Source organism: Deltaproteobacteria bacterium CG11_big_fil_rev_8_21_14_0_20_42_23 (assembly GCA_002796345.1).
Classification (GTDB): Bacteria; UBA10199; UBA10199; order 2-02-FULL-44-16; family 2-02-FULL-44-16; genus 1-14-0-20-42-23.
This window is the reverse complement of sequence record PCXC01000032.1, coordinates 1-16493: the sequence shown is the minus strand read 5'-3', so window position 1 is coordinate 16493 and position 16493 is coordinate 1. Positions and strand designations below refer to the sequence as shown.

The 16493-nt window shown below is 41.3% G+C and carries 11 protein-coding genes; 6 read left to right on the top strand and 5 right to left on the bottom strand.

Translation table 11 applies throughout. The features are described 5' to 3' along the window. Nucleotides 1-26 precede the first annotated feature (26 nt). On the bottom strand, nucleotides 27-512 hold the full coding sequence (locus COV43_03830) for a hypothetical protein (GenBank protein PIR25806.1): 486 nt from the start codon (nucleotides 510-512) through the stop codon (nucleotides 27-29). Then, a complete protein-coding gene (locus COV43_03825; protein ID PIR25805.1) occupies nucleotides 463-1707 on the bottom strand; it encodes a hypothetical protein in 1245 nt (414 codons plus the stop codon). The genes COV43_03830 and COV43_03825 overlap by 50 nt, the downstream gene beginning before the upstream one ends. Nucleotides 1708-1912: 205 nt before the next feature. Between COV43_03825 and COV43_03820 the strand changes: the two genes are divergently transcribed. Then, nucleotides 1913-3244: a hypothetical protein gene (locus tag COV43_03820; protein PIR25804.1), complete on the top strand. Its 1332-nt coding sequence runs from the start codon at nucleotides 1913-1915 to the stop codon at nucleotides 3242-3244. Nucleotides 3245-3341: 97 nt separating this feature from the next. Here the strand turns inward: COV43_03820 and COV43_03815 are convergent, their stop codons facing one another. Continuing rightward, on the bottom strand, nucleotides 3342-5048 hold the full coding sequence (locus tag COV43_03815) for a hypothetical protein (protein ID PIR25803.1): 1707 nt from the start codon (nucleotides 5046-5048) through the stop codon (nucleotides 3342-3344). Between the two features lie 273 nt (nucleotides 5049-5321). Between COV43_03815 and COV43_03810 the strand changes: the two genes are divergently transcribed. The 5 genes from COV43_03810 (at nucleotide 5322) to COV43_03790 (ending at nucleotide 11316) form a co-directional block, all read left to right on the top strand. Then, nucleotides 5322-6917, top strand: a complete 1596-nt coding sequence (locus COV43_03810; GenBank protein ID PIR25802.1) for an FMN-binding glutamate synthase family protein — start codon at nucleotides 5322-5324, stop codon at nucleotides 6915-6917. A 67-nt stretch (nucleotides 6918-6984) separates the two neighbouring features. After that, nucleotides 6985-7989 (top strand): fructose-bisphosphate aldolase class I, encoded by a 1005-nt coding sequence (locus COV43_03805; GenBank protein PIR25801.1) that lies wholly within the window; start codon nucleotides 6985-6987, stop codon nucleotides 7987-7989. Nucleotides 7990-8139: 150 nt separating this feature from the next. Then, a complete protein-coding gene (locus COV43_03800; GenBank protein PIR25800.1) occupies nucleotides 8140-9918 on the top strand; it encodes a hypothetical protein in 1779 nt (592 codons plus the stop codon). An 80-nt stretch (nucleotides 9919-9998) separates the two neighbouring features. Further along, nucleotides 9999-10598, top strand: coding sequence for a hypothetical protein (locus tag COV43_03795; GenBank protein PIR25799.1), 600 nt, complete (start codon nucleotides 9999-10001; stop codon nucleotides 10596-10598). After that, on the top strand, nucleotides 10591-11316 hold the full coding sequence (locus tag COV43_03790; GenBank protein PIR25798.1) for a hypothetical protein: 726 nt from the start codon (nucleotides 10591-10593) through the stop codon (nucleotides 11314-11316). The genes COV43_03795 and COV43_03790 overlap by 8 nt, the downstream gene beginning before the upstream one ends. A gap of 17 nt (nucleotides 11317-11333) precedes the next feature. Here the strand turns inward: COV43_03790 and COV43_03785 are convergent, their stop codons facing one another. Both COV43_03785 and COV43_03780 read right to left on the bottom strand, forming a co-directional pair. Next, the gene (locus tag COV43_03785) at nucleotides 11334-13037 is read right to left on the bottom strand and encodes a hypothetical protein (protein ID PIR25797.1); all 1704 of its coding nucleotides are present in this window, start codon (nucleotides 13035-13037) and stop codon (nucleotides 11334-11336) included. 212 nt (nucleotides 13038-13249) lie between these two features. Then, nucleotides 13250-16417 (bottom strand): hypothetical protein, encoded by a 3168-nt coding sequence (locus tag COV43_03780; GenBank protein ID PIR25796.1) that lies wholly within the window; start codon nucleotides 16415-16417, stop codon nucleotides 13250-13252. Between the last annotated feature and the right edge of the window lie 76 nt (nucleotides 16418-16493).

The following is a 16493-nucleotide window of genomic DNA, read 5'->3' as shown; positions in this document are numbered from 1 at the left end:
AAAGGAATTGGCTTTTTTTTCACTTACTAATTCCCAAACACAAACACAGAGCCTTGGACTGATCTTATTTTTCCAAAATCGAACTGTGCTTGCGGGAGAGTGGTATTCATCAAAGTGTTTTTTGCAAGGCTAGTAGCAGTTGAAAGCAGTTTATGTTGGGCAGTATAATTGAAACGAACATTTCTTCCAATAACGATGCTGGATTTTTCGATTGTTTTATTCCAACTTGGATCAACATTTCTTCCCATTTCTTCAAGGACATCAGGAATCTCTCCTTCAAAAAAACTTACTTCAGTAAACTGAGAAGTTCCTCCAAATTTTTTTAAACCAAGTGATCTGAGGCTTGAAAAATTAAGGCTACCAAGCTTGCTATTGTTATAAAGAATCAATGCACCATTTGTGTTTGTAAGCACTGGCATTTCTACAGAAGTTAATTCTGAAAGGTGTGCCAAAAGAATATCCTCAAATACAGAAGTTAAGGCTGGTGCACTTATATTTTTTAACTTGGGCAATGATAATGAGGGAAAGACTTCCAGTAACAACGTTTAGCTTATCAAGTGATAGTGTTTCAAGTTCTGTAAGAAGATAGACTTTGAATAAACCATTTACACGCTCAAGCTGTGAAAGGTTGAGTGTTTTGAGTTTTCTCATGTAACCACGTAGCATGAGTTTTTCGTTTACTTTTTGCAGATTGCTTAAGTCAAGTTGCTCAAGATTTATGAGTCCATGGAGATAAATATTGTTTGCTTCAGTTAGTGATGGTGCAGATAAACTTTGCAGAATTTCTGCGTTTCTAACTGTGAGGGATCCCGTGCTGAAAAGGGGAAGGTTGATGCTTGTAATTGTTCCTTCAAGGTGTTCGTCATTTCCATCGCTAATAGTAAGGTTTGCTGTAAGCAAAGAAGGAAAATTTATATCAGTAAGACTGTTTGATTGAAGGATAAGTGAATCTGTTTGGGTTAAAAAAGTAAAATCTACAGAAGCCAACTCACTATTTTCTTGAAGCGTGATGGTTGTGGTAGATGTCAAATGTTGCAAGTTGATCATTTCAAGTTGTGGGTTGCTTGTAACGAAAATGTTATCCGTTTCTTTGAGGTACGGCATCTTGAATTCAACTAAGGCATTGTTGTCATGAATGTTAATATTTTGAGTAACCTTTCCAATTTTTTCCAACTGTTGCCACTTTAAAATATCAACAACTCCAGTTAAGTGGATACTTCCCTCAATGAGACACTGTTCGGGGGAGAGGAGGTGGAGAGTAGCTGCCGTAACATTGCCACGAAATATATGAGCATCAGAACCCGCTGCGTTGGCACAGGTGCTTAAGTCATCATCAATATTGGCAATGCCGTCACCATCCATGTCGTCATCGCACACATCACCAATGCCATCGGCGTCTAAGTCAAGCTGGTCGGCGTTTGCAGCATTCGGGCAGTTATCAACGCCATTGTGGAGTCCATCGCCATCTACGTCACCATTCTCATCTTCGTCGCAGGCATCTCCGGTGGCATCACCATCGGTGTTGGCTTGATCGGCGTTTGAAACAAGAGGGCAGTTGTCTGCATTGTTGGGAATTCCATCGCCATCGAGATCGTTGGGGCTAATGCCAGGCGCAGGAGGAACAACTGGAGCAGGCGCGCTGTCACCAGAGCATGACGCAAGAGCAAAAAGAACCAGGCAGAGAATGGTGAAATATTTTTTCTTCATGGTGTTATTCCTCAGATGTGAGCTTGCGAGCTGAAATGCTCAAAACAAGTTTTTTAAATATCTGATAAGTATAGCTTTTTTAAGCCCCAGAAACAAGCGTAGCTTTGGGAAAGTTCTTTTTTATTCCCTTTTTGGGTTAAATGCCCTAAAGTCTTGATTCTTTTAGTTCTTTTTAAGTTTTGATGTGCCCAGAAAGACCATAGCTATGACATTATCAGCCAAAGATCTCCTTCAGCCCTTTTCTGTGACGGGAGCCTACGAAGAAAAAGTAGGCTTAGAACTTGAGAAGTTTTTGCTCGATGCCAAGACCCTTCTTCCTCTCTCCGTAACAGGAAAACGAAGCATCCAGGAACTTTGCCAGCAATTGGTGGATCACTATCACTGGATGCCTTGTGTTGAAAATGGCCTCATCATTTCTCTTGAGCGTGGGCATGAGCTTTTGTCCTTAGAGCCGGGAGGTCAGTTAGAGCTTTCAAGTGTTCAAGACGTATTCACCGATCATGCCTTTCACTACGAGCAAGCACACTTGAAAGAAATAAAAGCGCTCACCAAAGATTGGGATATCATCACCAGCGGGCTTGGCATGCAGCCGTTTGCAAAGGTAGATGAAATTGAATGGCTTGAAAAAGAGCGTTACAAAGTGATGCGTGCTTATCTTCCTACGAAAGGGAAGTTGGCAGCAGCGATGATGAAGCAAACTTCATCGTTGCAGGTCTCGCTTGATTTTAAAGATGAAGCAGATGCGTGCAAAAAATTTCAAACGTTAATTAAATTATCTCCATTGCTCACTGCACTTTTTTCGAATTCATGTTTTTCAGAAGGAAAACCAAACGGCTACAAGTCTTACCGGGCCTATATTTGGCAGTATACCGATGCAGACCGTTGTGGAGTGCATCCGCTTTTTTTTGAAAAAAGTTTTTCGTTCCAACACTATGTTGAATATGCGCTTGATGTGCCCATGTTCTTTTTAATTCGTGATGGAAAAGTGGTAGTGAACAAGCATCAAACCTTTCGAAATTTTTTGCAAAATGGTTTTGAGAAACATGAAGCAAACAGTGATGATTGGAATCTGCATCTTTCTACATTGTTTCCCGAAATTCGTTTGAAGTCATTTTTGGAAGTGCGAAGTTGTGATCGTCAAGCTTGTGTTTTAGCCTTTGCACTTCCAGTTTTGCTGAAGTCGCTTGTGTATGATGAAGAAGCGTTGAACGATCTTTCGCTCTTGCTTGATTTTGTTGACGTGTCAGTTTGCAGGGAAGCGCTTACGTCTGCAGCAAAAGAGGGAATGCAAGGCATGTTTGGGCCTTATCCTTTTTTGGAATGTGCAGCACAAGTGATGAAACTTGCTCGCAGCGGACTTGAAAGGCTTAAGCTAAAAAAACTCATTTCACCCTTCGAAGAAAAAGCCTTCGCACAACTTGAAGAAATGGCCATCATCCGCAAAAGCTCACCAGCAGATCTTTTGCTGTCTGCATATGAAAAAGGAAAAAACTTAAGAGACATCGTGCTTGAGAGTGATCTTTTCTGTGGTGCGTAATTTACCGCTTTGTCATCGCGAGTGAAACGTGGCGATCTCGGTTTTAGAATTGTCAGAGGAGATTGCTTCACTTCGTTCGCAATGACAGCAAAGTGTTTTAATTGCTGGGTCCCCGCGTTCGCGAGGATGACAAGGTGGAAGAATCCACACTTTCTCTTACCTTAGCTCTAAGTGTTGCAATCACCTCTTCACGTACTCTTTGATTTGTCGTTCTCGTGTTGAACGGATCGTGTCCGCCACAGTAAGGCAAAAGTTTAAAGCCAAAGGCTATGCTTAGTGCCTGATAAAAAGAGCGAGTGGTGAAGAGGGGATTTTCGTTATTTACTCCTTGAGGATATTGATCGTCGTTTGTTCCCCATAATAAAGTTACTTCAGTTTTTATTTCGTCAAAACCTGCTTCAGTTCGAAGCGCTTTCAGTTTTTCTTCACGCGCTCTTGTTTCATCTTCTGTTTCTAACGACCAATCACGCTTCCACAATTCATCGATGTTTGGATCAAGTTTTCTTAGCTCAGATAAACGTGCTTCAAGTTTTTTTGGGATTTTCCATTGTGAGTGTGCAGCTTTTGCTTTCCAATATGCGGCTGTTGATGTTTTCTTTGCAGCATCTTGCATGGCTTGAAATACTTCTGGGCTAAGGCTTTCCGGAGTGTCTCCTTCAAAGTAACCATCAAGTTCCAAGACCCATTTCCAACCGGGATAGTTAAACTCTCGCGCCTCATTTCCAAGCGAAGCCAAAACAAAGTTGGTAAACGCAGGGCTGTAAGCTGAAACAATAAATGCTGATGCAAAGGTTTGGGGATGCGCGAGAATGTAGTCTAGCAAAGTGCTGCCACCAAAGCTACGGCCTAATGCAATTTTGGGAAGGGTATTGTTTTCAACGGAGTTCGCGTGTGCATCAATAGTTGTGATCAGCTCTTCAAGTGGAAGATCTTGATCGCCTCCACCATGGTGTGGCCAGGAAAGACCCGTTGCAAAAAGCTTTGCGGCTTGGTGATTTACAATCCGTTTTGGACCATCAGCCTCTCGAAGATCCGAAAGAATTGAGGCTGCAGGAAAAAGTGAAGGCAAATCAGAATATCCCAGCCTGCCAATGCCAGGATAACAAAAGAGTGCACCTTGTACTTGAGGTGCGTCGGCAGCAAAACGAGATGGAACAAAGGTTTCAGCTCGAAGAGATTTGTTGAAAGTAAGGGTGAACGGAGCGCTAGCTTTTTTTTGAGCTTCGTTTTTTACAACTTCTAAGACTTCATCTGTGAAGAGAGGATTTCCAACTGGAATGTTTTCATCGCGAAAACTGTCTTGGTAAGCTCTGGCAATTTCTTTCCATTTTGAAGAAGCGAGCAGTACAGAAAGTGCGCCTCGTTCCAATCTACAAGCTGCGGCAAATGTGCTGGTATCAATGCCAAATCTGTTTGGTGCTTTTCTTGCGTTTACGGTAATAAGAGCTTGATCCATCCAGTTGAGAATAAAGGGAAGTTGTTGTGTCCAGAGCCTTTCAGTTCTGTCTGTATAGTAGCGAGCTCCTTGAGATTTTGGTTTGATCGATTTCAAAAGAGCATCAATTTTGTGATTACGCACAAGTTCAAAGGCATTTGCTGCGGGAAGCTTATCGCCGGCTTCTTCAATGAGTTTAAGCTCTTGCGCTTGTTGAGGGTTTAAAGAACCAAGTGTTTTTGCGTGCTGCAAGACAAGTTGGCGATGTTGAGTGAGACTTGGAGATGTCCACCAAGCTTGCAATGCTGGTAGGCGAAGTGGTGTGGAAAGTGTTGGTAATGTGGCCAGCGGAGAAAATGTTGAGGTCACGTTTTTCTATCCTTTTTTTCCCCCTTTCGTCAGTGTTTACAATGAACAGATAAAACAAAAACACCGACCTTTGGGGGTCGGTGTTGAGAGTGTTTGTTCTTTTTGCAGCTTACACGTTCACCTTCCCCTATGGGATATGATGAGCATGATGATGAAGTCTGTTCTGCATTCCTCGCCGTATATGCATTTGCGGGCGATGTGTCAAGAGCTAAAACATGAAAGGTCGACAGAGTATTTTAAGTACGCTAAAGAAATGGAGCTTAAGGGGGAAATATGAGAAGAATTTTTTTATTTATTTCAATAACACTCATAATAGTAGAGGTTTGGTTTTATTTTTCCTTCCCGGTTTTGCTGTGGTCACTTGTTTTGGTAGGGCCTTTTTTGCTGCTTGGCTTTCAAGATTACTTTCAGAAAAAAAGTACCATTCGTCGTAACTTCCCAATCCTTGGGCGTTTTCGCTATCTCTTTGAATCTATTCGCCCGGAAATAAATCAATATTTCGTTGAATCAAATACGGACGGAAAGCCTTTTAGCAGAGAAAAAAGATCCGTGGTGTATCAACGTTCAAAATTGCAGCTAGATACCTTGCCCTTCGGAACTCAGCGTGATGTCTATGCTTCCGGGTATGAGTGGGTAAACCATTCACTTGCACCCCAACATCTTGATCCCGAACATCTTCGCATCACTATTGGTGGACCACGTTGCACACAACCCTATACCGCAAGCATTTTGAATATTTCTGCTATGAGCTTTGGAGCCATCAGCAAAAATGCAATTATGGCCTTAAGTGGCGGCGCAAAAGACGGTCACTTCGCCTTAAATACAGGTGAGGGAGGAATCACCAAGTATCACCTTGAACCTGGTGCCGATATTATTTGGCAAATTGGAACGGGATATTTTGGCTGCAGAAGAGAAGATGGAACTTTTTGCGAAACCACCTTCGCCCGCAAAGCAACGCATCACAATGTGAAAATGATTGAACTCAAACTTTCGCAAGGGGCGAAACCTGGCCATGGTGGAATTCTTCCAGGCCGAAAAGTAGATCTAGAAATTTCGCAGATAAGAGATGTTCCTCTTGGCAAGCCTGTTATTTCGCCACCAGCGCATTCTACTTTTTCAACGCCAGTTCAAATGATGCAGTTTATTCAAAAGCTTCGAGAACTCTCTGGCGGAAAACCAGTTGGCATCAAGCTTTGCTTGGGGAAGCAGAGAGAGTTTATGGCCTTGTGCAAAGCAATGCATAAAACCGGAATCACTCCAGATTATATTGCTGTAGATGGCGGCGAAGGGGGAACGGGCGCTGCGCCACTAGAATTTTCCAACCATGTAGGAACACCAACGACAGAATCGCTTATCTTTATTCACAATGCCCTTGTTGGTTTTGGCTTACGAGGCATGATTAAAATTATTGCCGCGGGAAAAATGACCTCAGCCTTTGGCATGATTAAGCGGCTCGCCTTAGGTGCAGATGCCATCTATGCTGCGCGCGCGTTCATGCTTTCGCTGGGATGCATTCAGGCACTGCGATGCAATACAAATAATTGTCCAACAGGTGTGACCACTCAAGACCCTCAGCTTGTTGCGGGCTTGGTGGTGAGTGACAAAAGAACACGTGTGATGATGTACCATAAAGAAACCATGAAGGGGATGGCTGAACTCATTGGCGCCATGGGCTTGAAATCACACGAAGGGTTAAGCCCGCATCATGTCATAAGAAGAGTGAGCAATAACGAAGTAAAACATTATGGACAACTGTACGAATACCTCAAACCCCACCAGTTATTAACGGGAAATATTCCTCAGTCCTTCTCGCTTGCCATGAAATGTTCGCACCCAGATTCCTTTGCAAATGGAGATGAGATGAACTGATTTTTTTCTTGTACTTCAAAGAGTGAGGGATTAAGGCGATAGCCAAACGAGGGACAAGGAGGAGAATATGGACACATCACAGTTAGAGCGCGTTGCCAAGGCAATGGGAGCAAAAGGAAAAGGCATTCTTGCCGCGGACGAAAGCAATGGAACGATTAAAAAACGTTTTGATACCATTCAAGTTGAATCAAGCGAAAAAAACAGACAAGCCTACCGCCAACTTCTTTTCACAACAGAAGGTGCCGAGCAGTTTATGAGCGGAGTTATCCTCTACGATGAAACGATTCGTCAATCAACTGACGATGGTGTTCCATTTCCAAAATACCTTGAGCAAAATGGAGTGATCCCGGGAATCAAAGTGGATATGGGTGCCAAAGATTTGCCCAACTTTCCAGGTGAAAAAATTACCGAAGGGCTCGATGGGCTTTCAACGCGCTTGAAGGAATATTACGAACTTGGCGCTCGCTTTGCAAAGTGGAGAGCGGTGATTGAAATCAACGAAATTCTTCCAAGTGATTATTGCATAAAAGCAAATGCGCATGCGCTTGCACGCTATGCTGCTCTTTGCCAAGAGAACAACATTGTTCCCATTGTCGAGCCGGAAGTGTTGATGGACGGGGCTCACACGCTTTCGCGTTGTCGTGAAGTAACTGCAAAAGTATGGAAAATTGTGTTTGATGAACTTCGCGCAGCAAAAGTTTATTTGCCAGGCATGGTGTTGAAACCAAACATGATCATCTCTGGAAAAAAATGTGCACAGCAAGCAAGTGTTGATGAAGTGGCAAAAGAAACGGTGACTCTTCTGAAAGAATACGTGCCAGCGGAAGTTCCCAGTATCGTCTTTCTTTCTGGCGGCCAAAGTTCTATCGCGGCAACTGAACATTTAAATGCCATGAATAAACTTGGTGATTTGCCTTGGAATCTAAGTTTTTCCTATGGTCGGGCTTTGCAAGAAGACACGCTAAAAGCTTGGGCTGGAAAAAAAGAAAACATTTCTTCAGCAAAAAAAGTTTTTCTTCACCGCATTGAATGCAACGGCCTTGCTACTTTGGGAAAGTATACTGCTGGCTAAGAGCTCGCTTTAAAAATTATGATGTATTTCAAATATTTAAACAGGAACCTCAGAAGAAATGGTTCCTGTTTTTTTAATCTTGCTCTCCCCTAAAAAGAAAGTTTAGACTCGGCGGCCTATGAAAAAAATATCTAAAAAAGGAGGCTTTCGATGAAGCGCTTCACCTTGTTCTGTTCTTTCCTTTTTCTTCTTTCTTGCGGTTCGTCGGGAACAAAAACAAAGAGCCTCACGTCGTCACCGCCACCTTCGGAAGGGTTTCCCACAACGCCAGTCATTGAAGAAATTGGTGTGGATGTCAGCGCTGTTCCGAAATGGATAGGGCTTGATCAAGTGAACAGAAAATACAGACCTCAAGATGCTGTTCCTTACGTTGAAACATTTGGCATTTCTGCAGCGAAAAATGAATTCGAAGCTTTTCAGGTGGTGATGAATGGTGAAGCTTTGGGAAAGCAGATTGAGGCTGTTACGCTTTCGGATCTCTCTCATCAAAATAACCATGTCATTCCAAAAGAGCAATTTACTGTTTATCTTGAGGAACTTTATCACGTGCCCCAAGCTTCAAACGATGAAGGTGCCGCAGGGTTTTGGCCAGATCCTCTTATTCCAGCAGAAGATGAAGTGTTTCATGAAAAAAGAAATATCTTTCCTTTGTCGATTGCTCCAAACGAAACCAGAGTATTGTGGATTGAAGTTTTAGTTCCACAAGATGCTGAGGCTGGCTCGTATTTGGGAACGGTAAACCTTCAAACGAGCGACGGCGATATGAGTGTTCCCATTTCGCTTCATGTCTATAATTTTGCGCTTCCTTCAACTTCAAGTTTGAAAACTGCGTTTGGTATTGGCTGGGATGCTGCGTGCGGTGCACATCATGGAGGGTACAATGAGTGTGGTGGAGATGCTGGAATAGAATATTACAATACGATGTATGCACGTTTTGCTTTGGACCATCGCATTTCACTCGATTCATTTGTGTACGGCTGGCCACGGCAAGGGCAGAGTTGGAATCACTTTGATGAACTCTACGAACCCTTTTTAAAAGGGAGTAATAAAACACGGCTTCCCTTCGCAAAACTTACCAGCATGCGATCTGAACTCGCAGCAGGTGTGCAAAACATTCCGCAAGAGCTGCTCTTCCGCATGCAGCATTGGCAAGAAAAAGCTTGGAACGGAACAACACTTTTTCACTACACTTGTGATGAGCCACCAAACGGTTGTACTTGGCAGTCCATTCAGCAAATAGCGCCTGCTGTTCAATTGTCTGGCATGCAGACTTTGGTGACCACAGGTTTTCCTCAAGCGAAGGCAAATAATCTTACTTCACTGATTGATATTTTAGTTCCCGCAATTAACTGGGTTGGCACAGGTTTGCCGTTTGGAGAGCGCGACGATTACGATGATTTTCTCAGCTCAAATCCAAAGCATGAATTGTGGTGGTATCAATCTTGTCTTTCCCATGGATGTGGAAATGGTTGTGAAACCAGCGTGGGAGAAGGGTTTACGGGTTATCCTTCGTATGTGATAGATGCTTCAGCGTTGCAAGCAAGAGCAATGGAATGGTTTACGTTCCAGCAGGATGTTGGAGGAGAACTTTATTTTTCAGTTGCCGAACAACTCTCCAGCTCATGGAATGAGGGAGGTTTGTGTGCTTTCTCAGGATCAGGCGACGGAACCTTGTTGTATCCGGGTTTGCCGTCTCGTATCGGTGGTGAACGAGGTATTCCACTTGCTTCAATGCGGCTTAAGCTTATTCGCGAGGGTTTAGAAGACTACGAATATTTGAATATGCTCAAAAGTCTAGGCGAAGAAGATCTTGCAAAGGCATTTGCACAGCAACTGTTTCCGGATGTGCAAGGAGTGACAGCGGTAGATCCAAATGCGCTGTACGAAGTGAGAAATCAAATAGCGCGGGCCATTGAAGCAAAATTGTAAGCGATGGATGAGACGCAGGAGCTAGTACCAGAATTTTTATATGGACAGAAAGTATCAGTTTTTGTATAGTTACTGTCCGTATGAAATTAAACAAGAAAAAACAGGAAGTTATAGCTGATTTTTTGGTGAAAAATGAAGGGGTTTTCAGTACTTCAGAGCTACAAACCCTTTTACAAGTTGGAAGTAAACTTCAGTTTTATCGCGAGGTGAGTAAGTTAGAAAAAGAAGGCATTCTCACTTCATTTATTCGAGGAATATTTGTTTCTCAAAATCCAAATTTAGAAGTGCTAAGTCAAAGACTTCAAGCAAAATCATATCTAAGTTTAGGTACTGCCTTAAGCAAACACATGCTGATTGGTTCAGTTCCAGCAAAAACCGTATATGCAATAAAAATTGGGAAAAAAAGAAAATACCAAAGTACATATGGGGAGATTATTCATTTAGGTATTTCACCACATTTGTTTTTTGGTTTTGAAGTGAGTAACGGCATTTGGATGGCAAATAAAGAAAAAGCTTTTTTAGACACGCTCTATTATCACCTTAAGGGACAACGATACTCTTTCGATATTTTTTCCGACATTGCCCTCGAGAAACTTAATTTAAAAATTATAGATCGTTATCTCAAAAAATATAAAAATAAAAAATTTGTAAGCTTTGTAAGGAGTTTCTTTCATGATTGATATTCATTCAAATGAAGCACTGATGGTTTGGATTATAAACCGAATGGCTGAACTTTATCCTAAGAACGCTATTCTCAAGGGAGGTATGGTTTTGCGGCTGCTGGATTGTCCTCGTTATACAAATGATCTGGATTATGTTTTTGTTCCTTTTTCATCAAAAAAAGAGGTGTATCCTTTGATTAAAAAATTGCTTCAAGAATTGCCAGGCGCAAAAATTGAAGCAGCATTTCACTCAACTTCGCTTCGCGTATCAATACAATATCAACAGTATCAAACTCAAATTGAGGTGAATGTTTCGAAAGCGTGTAAGACAGAACCTATAAGTACAAGTTCGCTTTCAAAGCAAAATAATCAATTCCCGCATATTGTTTCGGTAATGAGTTTTGATGTTTCGCTTTCAAATAAATTAGCCGCTTGGAATGAACGAGGTTTAATAAGGGATCTTTATGATATCTACTTTTTCCACTCTATTTTAAAAATCAAACCGGATAAAGAAACGTTGAAAGTGCGTTTGAAAAATGTTCACTCGCAAAGAAAAGTGAAATTACCAAAACAAATGACGTTTAAAGAATTTAAAGAAAGGTTAATGGATCAAGCTAAAAAGCTCACACAAAAAGACATTGATGATGAACTAAGAGATTATTTACTTTTGGAAGAAAGAGCTGGGTTAGATAAAAAAATCAAAATAGCTCTTTTTCAAATTTGTGAGTTATTGTAGCGATAAACATAATCCCATCAATGCTTTCCCGTCGACAGCAAATGGTTTGAAATATTTCGATCGAGCTTGTAAATGTCTTCGCGAAATTCCATTTTATCTTCTTTGTTTTTCCATGCGGTCCAATAATTGATGTAAATAGGAAGTGGTTTTTTGATATAGACTGTTGTTTCTTCTGGTTTGTTCATGGATTCAAAGATTTTCTTTTCGCCCCAATTTTTTTTATCGTTTAGGAGATATTGCGCAAGCCACATGGGCTTTTCCAGGCGAATACATCCAGAGCTAAAAGCGCGGTGGTGTTTCTGAAAGAGCGATCTACTTGAAGTGTCGTGAAGATAAACCGCATGCTTATTGGGAAACATAAATTTCATATGGCCAAGAGCATTGTTGTTTCCAGGCGCTTGAACAAAGCGAAAAGGGAATTCATCTTCTTTTGCATCTTTGTATTTTTCCCATTCAATAGTTGTGGGATCAATTTCTTCTTTTCCATTTGCGGCGTGATAAACAAGTAAGTTCATTTTTTCTGCATAGCTTGGATCTTGTATAAGTTCAGGCACTTTGTCTTCAACGGCAATAGTGTAGGGTACATTCCAAACAGGACTAAAAACAATATAGCGGATGGTGTTGTGAAAAATTGGAGTGGGCCGTTTTTCTTGGCCTACAATTACTTTCATGTTGATGAGTTCGTTTTCATTTTCAAACAGCTGCAAGCTGTAGTTGGGAACGTTCACCCAAAGGTAACGATTTTCTAAGGTATGAGGAAGATGGCGAAGACGTTCGAGGTTGGCGATGATTTGATTTTTTCTCTCTTGAGGATTCACATTTAATGCTTGAATGGTTTGTCTGCCTATTTTTCCATCAGATTCTAAACCGTGACGATGTTGAAAAGTGATAATTGCTTCTTTTACTTCTTCAGAATAAAGCATGCTTGCATTATCATGGCGTGATTTAAGATCGCCCCAAAACGCAAGCCTAGAGCGGATAAGCGGGAGAGATGGTTTTTCTTCATTCAGGGTTTCAATGGTTTCTTGAGGTGGAATAGTTTTCCATTCTGAAGTTTTTTCAACGAACTCTTCTATTTCTTCTAAAAGATCCAATAAATTGGCATAAAGTTTTAATGTGGGCTCATATGCCGAAAAAAAATCTTCAAGTTTTTTTTCAGTTGCAGCTTTAAAAAGATGAGGCGCTATATTTTGTCTTTCAACGTCACTTACTTTTCGTGGAGTGTATGTTTCATCGTTTAACTTTCCGCGATGCAGATGAACAGTGTAGTTGAGGGCTGCATTAGTGAGAGCAAGTTCAAGCGAAGCTATCTCTTGTGGTTTTAATTTTCGCTTCCACTTTATTTTTCCTTTTTTCGTTGCCAACAATTTTACGATAAGATCTTGGTGATAATCTTTTGGTGAGAGTCCTTTTTTATTACTGCTCAGTACTATTTTGATCAGTTCAATTCCGGCGTCATTCAATTTTTTTTCATCAGTCCAGAATTGTTTGTAGTGATGTGATGCATAAAAAGTGTGGAGAGTTTTGGGAGAGATATCTCGTGGCGTAATTTGCGCCAAGACCTTTGGCTGCTGCATTAGCTGTGAAAAGGTTTTGTTTGTCTCTGCAGAAAGTGAGGAGATATGAACAAGAGAAAGAAGCAGCGCCAGAAAAAAGATGTGGCGTTTAGAAAAAAATGAATGAGGAAATGAAGATAATTGCTTTTTCATAGGCTTGCTCATTACGGCGTGTAGACAATATTGCTAATTCTGTCATTGCGAGTTTTGCGAAGCAAAGCGCGGCCTGCCCGTCCGGCAGGCGGGCAATCCCCTCTGACAATTCTAAAATCGAGATCGCCACGTCACTTTCAGTTCCTCGCGATGACATGCGCTAAATTTTATTAAAGCACCGCATGTCCTAGCAAGCCTTATCTAGCTCTGCAAGTGAAGTGTTTCTATTCTTCACTCTCAAGAGTAGCGAGCAAATCCGCAGCCAAACTTGAATAGGGTGCAGTATCGCTTTCCTTCATGGCACTTAAGATGACACTGCAACGTTCGGTTTCGGTGCTGATATAAGATTCGCAGTATGCCACAAGGTCATCAAGAGCATCTATCGTGTTTGTGGTAGAAGTTGGTGTAAGCAAGAGCCCACTTATAATATTTTCGATAAACATACTTCCGTTTTCATTAACTGGAAGATTGAGCGTAAGTTCACGAAGGTATCCAGCGGCATCTGCACCTTGGGTTGGCGAGTTGATATGTTCAAAAAGTACATCAATGGCATGGCTTCTGATGCCGATGTTTGTTGTGTTTAAGGCTTGGCTGTAAACTTCTTGTAGGTCGACATCATCTTCGTTTTCACTATCAACACTATTTGGAATAGCGCCAAGGGTGATAGCTGGAGTTGAATCTTCAGGTGCTTCTGCTGGAGCTTCCGCTTTCCTTGCTTCTTCTTCGGCCGCTGCTTTTGCTTCTTCAGCTCTGCGTTCGTTGTAGGAGGCGATGCTATCTTCTAAATCGTAAAGAGGAACAGAATTTTCACTGTTTGCAATATCGCTTAAATAAGAAATGAACTCTTCACTCGCTTGATCACTGTCTACAAGATTTACCCAGTCGTTGATCAGTTGATTGCGAACAAGCTCTTGTTCAAACGAAGGCGCTCCATCTGCATTTCGGGTGAAGATAAGTTCAACGGCTTGATCGCGAAACTGTTCATCAAAGCGTGCTAAGCGGCCAAGAATTTCGAACGAACCCACAACTCTATTGTTGGCAGCAGCTTTTAAAAGTAAAAAGGCTTCGTCGGGATGTTCGCCATACAGCTGAGTTTCCACGAAGTTGAGCACTTCTTGCTGAGCTTGTTCAAAGTTATCATTATTAAGCATTTCAGTAAGAAGATAGTTTATATTACGAGGATTCGCCTTCCAAGCCGTGAAGAGATATTGCATGGCCTTTTGGTTTCCAAGCATGGCAAGTCTCATAATAATAGTTGCTGATGTATTTGATGGTCTTCGGGTTTCAAAGTGTTTAACAATGGATTGAATATCCAAAGTGACCAAAGTTTCTTTTAAAAAGGGTTCATTTTTGGTTTCATGAAATAATTGATACATTTCTAATAATTTTCCTGCTGATCTGAGAGTAAATGTGCCGTCTTCTTCTGCTGCACGTTTTAAAATTCCCACATAAACATTTTTGTTTTGCTTGAGGTGTTCAGCATCTTGCTTGAACTTTGGCGTGTCATTCAAAAATGCTTTGCTGTTATACTGAAAATGCATCTTGAATTGTAGTCTATCGTCATGCTCGTAGCTCGCTTGCTCGAGCAAGGCTTGGATATGCTCGCTAGAGACCAGGGCAGATTCTAAATCTTCGAGCATTTTTTTTGCTAAAGTATTTTGATCTCTGCTGCCATCTTCCTTCAATGCTTCCGTGGCAAGTTGTGTAATAATTCCAAAGGCCTTTTCATTTCTTCTGTCGTCTTCATTGCGAAAAACAAAGGCAAGCGCATCGATGGGTTTTTCTTGTTCGCTCTTATATTTTCCGCTGCGTTCGAGTGTATCAATGAAACCTAAGTCGAGATCATTTTGTTTTGCTTTTACGCCCCCAATATAAATTTCATATGCGTTGTGGATTATTTTTTTGGGATATTTTTTGAGGAGATCTTCGAATTTTAAAAAAGTTCTCTGAATTTGATAAATGCCACTATTTCCACCTCCCTGAGCTTTTTTCTCAGTCCAAGCAAGAACGGCTTTTACATTGATGCCATTATCAAAAAAATCGAATGCATCTTCAGAACATTGTTTTTGTTTTTCATCCAATTCTGGTGCAATAGGTCTCTCTTCCATGACATTTCTACTTTGTGAAGCAAGAGATTCAATGGTAAAGAGTTCATCTAAGCTTTCGCTTACTCCACCTTGTCCTTCGTTGACCACTCGCTTCAGTTCTTCCATGCCAATTGAATTACCGCGCCAGAGAGACAGGTCTGCTAGGGTCATTGCAATGCTTGTAGCTCCTGAGTTGTTAAACATATCATTGATCAGTGCTGTGCCCAGGTTGGAATAGTCTGGTTCTTTGTATTCTTTTTTTGAATGGTTTTGTTTGTAAATTTCTTCTAGATTTCCAAAAAGTTTTTTGTCACGGAAACTTTGAACTTCAATCAACAGCGCGATACCAACTGGAGTATATTTTCGGTATTCTTCAGAGACTGTAGCTTTTGCTTTCTCTCGAAAGCTTTGAAAACCAGCTTTAAGATCTGCTCTTATTCCAGAGGGGACATCATCACGAGAAAGAATATTTTCAATAAGATCGTATTTAATGAATGGTGAGAGTGACAACCATTCTGTTTGTTTTCCTTCTGGATTTATTTTCCAAAATGGATGGGATGAATGTTGAAGAACATGCAAGTAAGCTGCGTAAGCAGCTGGATGCCCAACATGAGTTCCCCACACGAGGATATGCTTGTAATCACTGGCTCCAGATGGGCCGATGCCTTCTTCGGCTTTTTGAAGAAAATCAGCATAAATTGAACTGGGCGATTTTCCAGGTTTTCCAAGGATAGCATTTTGTAAAGTTTCAGATCTATGGTTGAGCTGCTTTAAAATGTCATTGAAGATGGTAATACTTATGTGTTCGGGCTTATGTTTTAGCACAGAGAGAATAAAGCCATCAACTTCGAGCTGCTTTCGTTCATCAAGAGATTTGTTTTCCAATAAAGAGCCGGTGAGCTGACTGAGCGAAGGGATTTTGTCTTCAAGAGAATGAAGCGCGCTTTCACTGCTTAGTTTTTTAAGATCGAGTCTGTTGTAAAACTCTGTGAGTCGTTCGTGTTGATTTGCTGTAACAAAATGCGAAAATCGCTTCTCAAGTATTTGCTGAAGGACAAAAAAATCATCACGTGTAAAGTCTTCAACCTGCGAAGAAGAGCCTTCTAAGAATTTTTTTCCTTTTTCCAAGAGATCTTGAAAGGCAAGTTCATTCAAAAAGCTTTTTATTTGTCCATACTCTTCAGTGCTGTCGATGACTCTATCGTCAGAAATAGTTTTGCTGTTGAAAAACTGAGCGAAGATTTCTCCAAAACGTGCCGGATGAAGGCCGCGAGGAAGGAGTTTCAGTTTAGGGCGTGTTAACACTAATTGACAAAGAAGAGATAAAGTGAGATGTGGGAGGGATGGAACTTACAAAAGCTCAATATGAGCGTATTCGTGA

Coding starts and splice junctions, on each gene's coding strand:
- COV43_03825 (PIR25805.1), bottom strand. CDS start 1,707: ATGAAGAAAAAATATTTCACCATTCTCTGCCTGGTTCTTTTTGCTCTT.
- COV43_03820 (PIR25804.1), top strand. CDS start 1,913: ATGACATTATCAGCCAAAGATCTCCTTCAGCCCTTTTCTGTGACGGGA.
- COV43_03810 (PIR25802.1), top strand. CDS start 5,322: ATGAGAAGAATTTTTTTATTTATTTCAATAACACTCATAATAGTAGAG.
- COV43_03805 (PIR25801.1), top strand. CDS start 6,985: ATGGACACATCACAGTTAGAGCGCGTTGCCAAGGCAATGGGAGCAAAA.
- COV43_03800 (PIR25800.1), top strand. CDS start 8,140: ATGAAGCGCTTCACCTTGTTCTGTTCTTTCCTTTTTCTTCTTTCTTGC.
- COV43_03795 (PIR25799.1), top strand. CDS start 9,999: ATGAAATTAAACAAGAAAAAACAGGAAGTTATAGCTGATTTTTTGGTG.
- COV43_03790 (PIR25798.1), top strand. CDS start 10,591: ATGATTGATATTCATTCAAATGAAGCACTGATGGTTTGGATTATAAAC.
- COV43_03785 (PIR25797.1), bottom strand. CDS start 13,037: ATGAGCAAGCCTATGAAAAAGCAATTATCTTCATTTCCTCATTCATTT.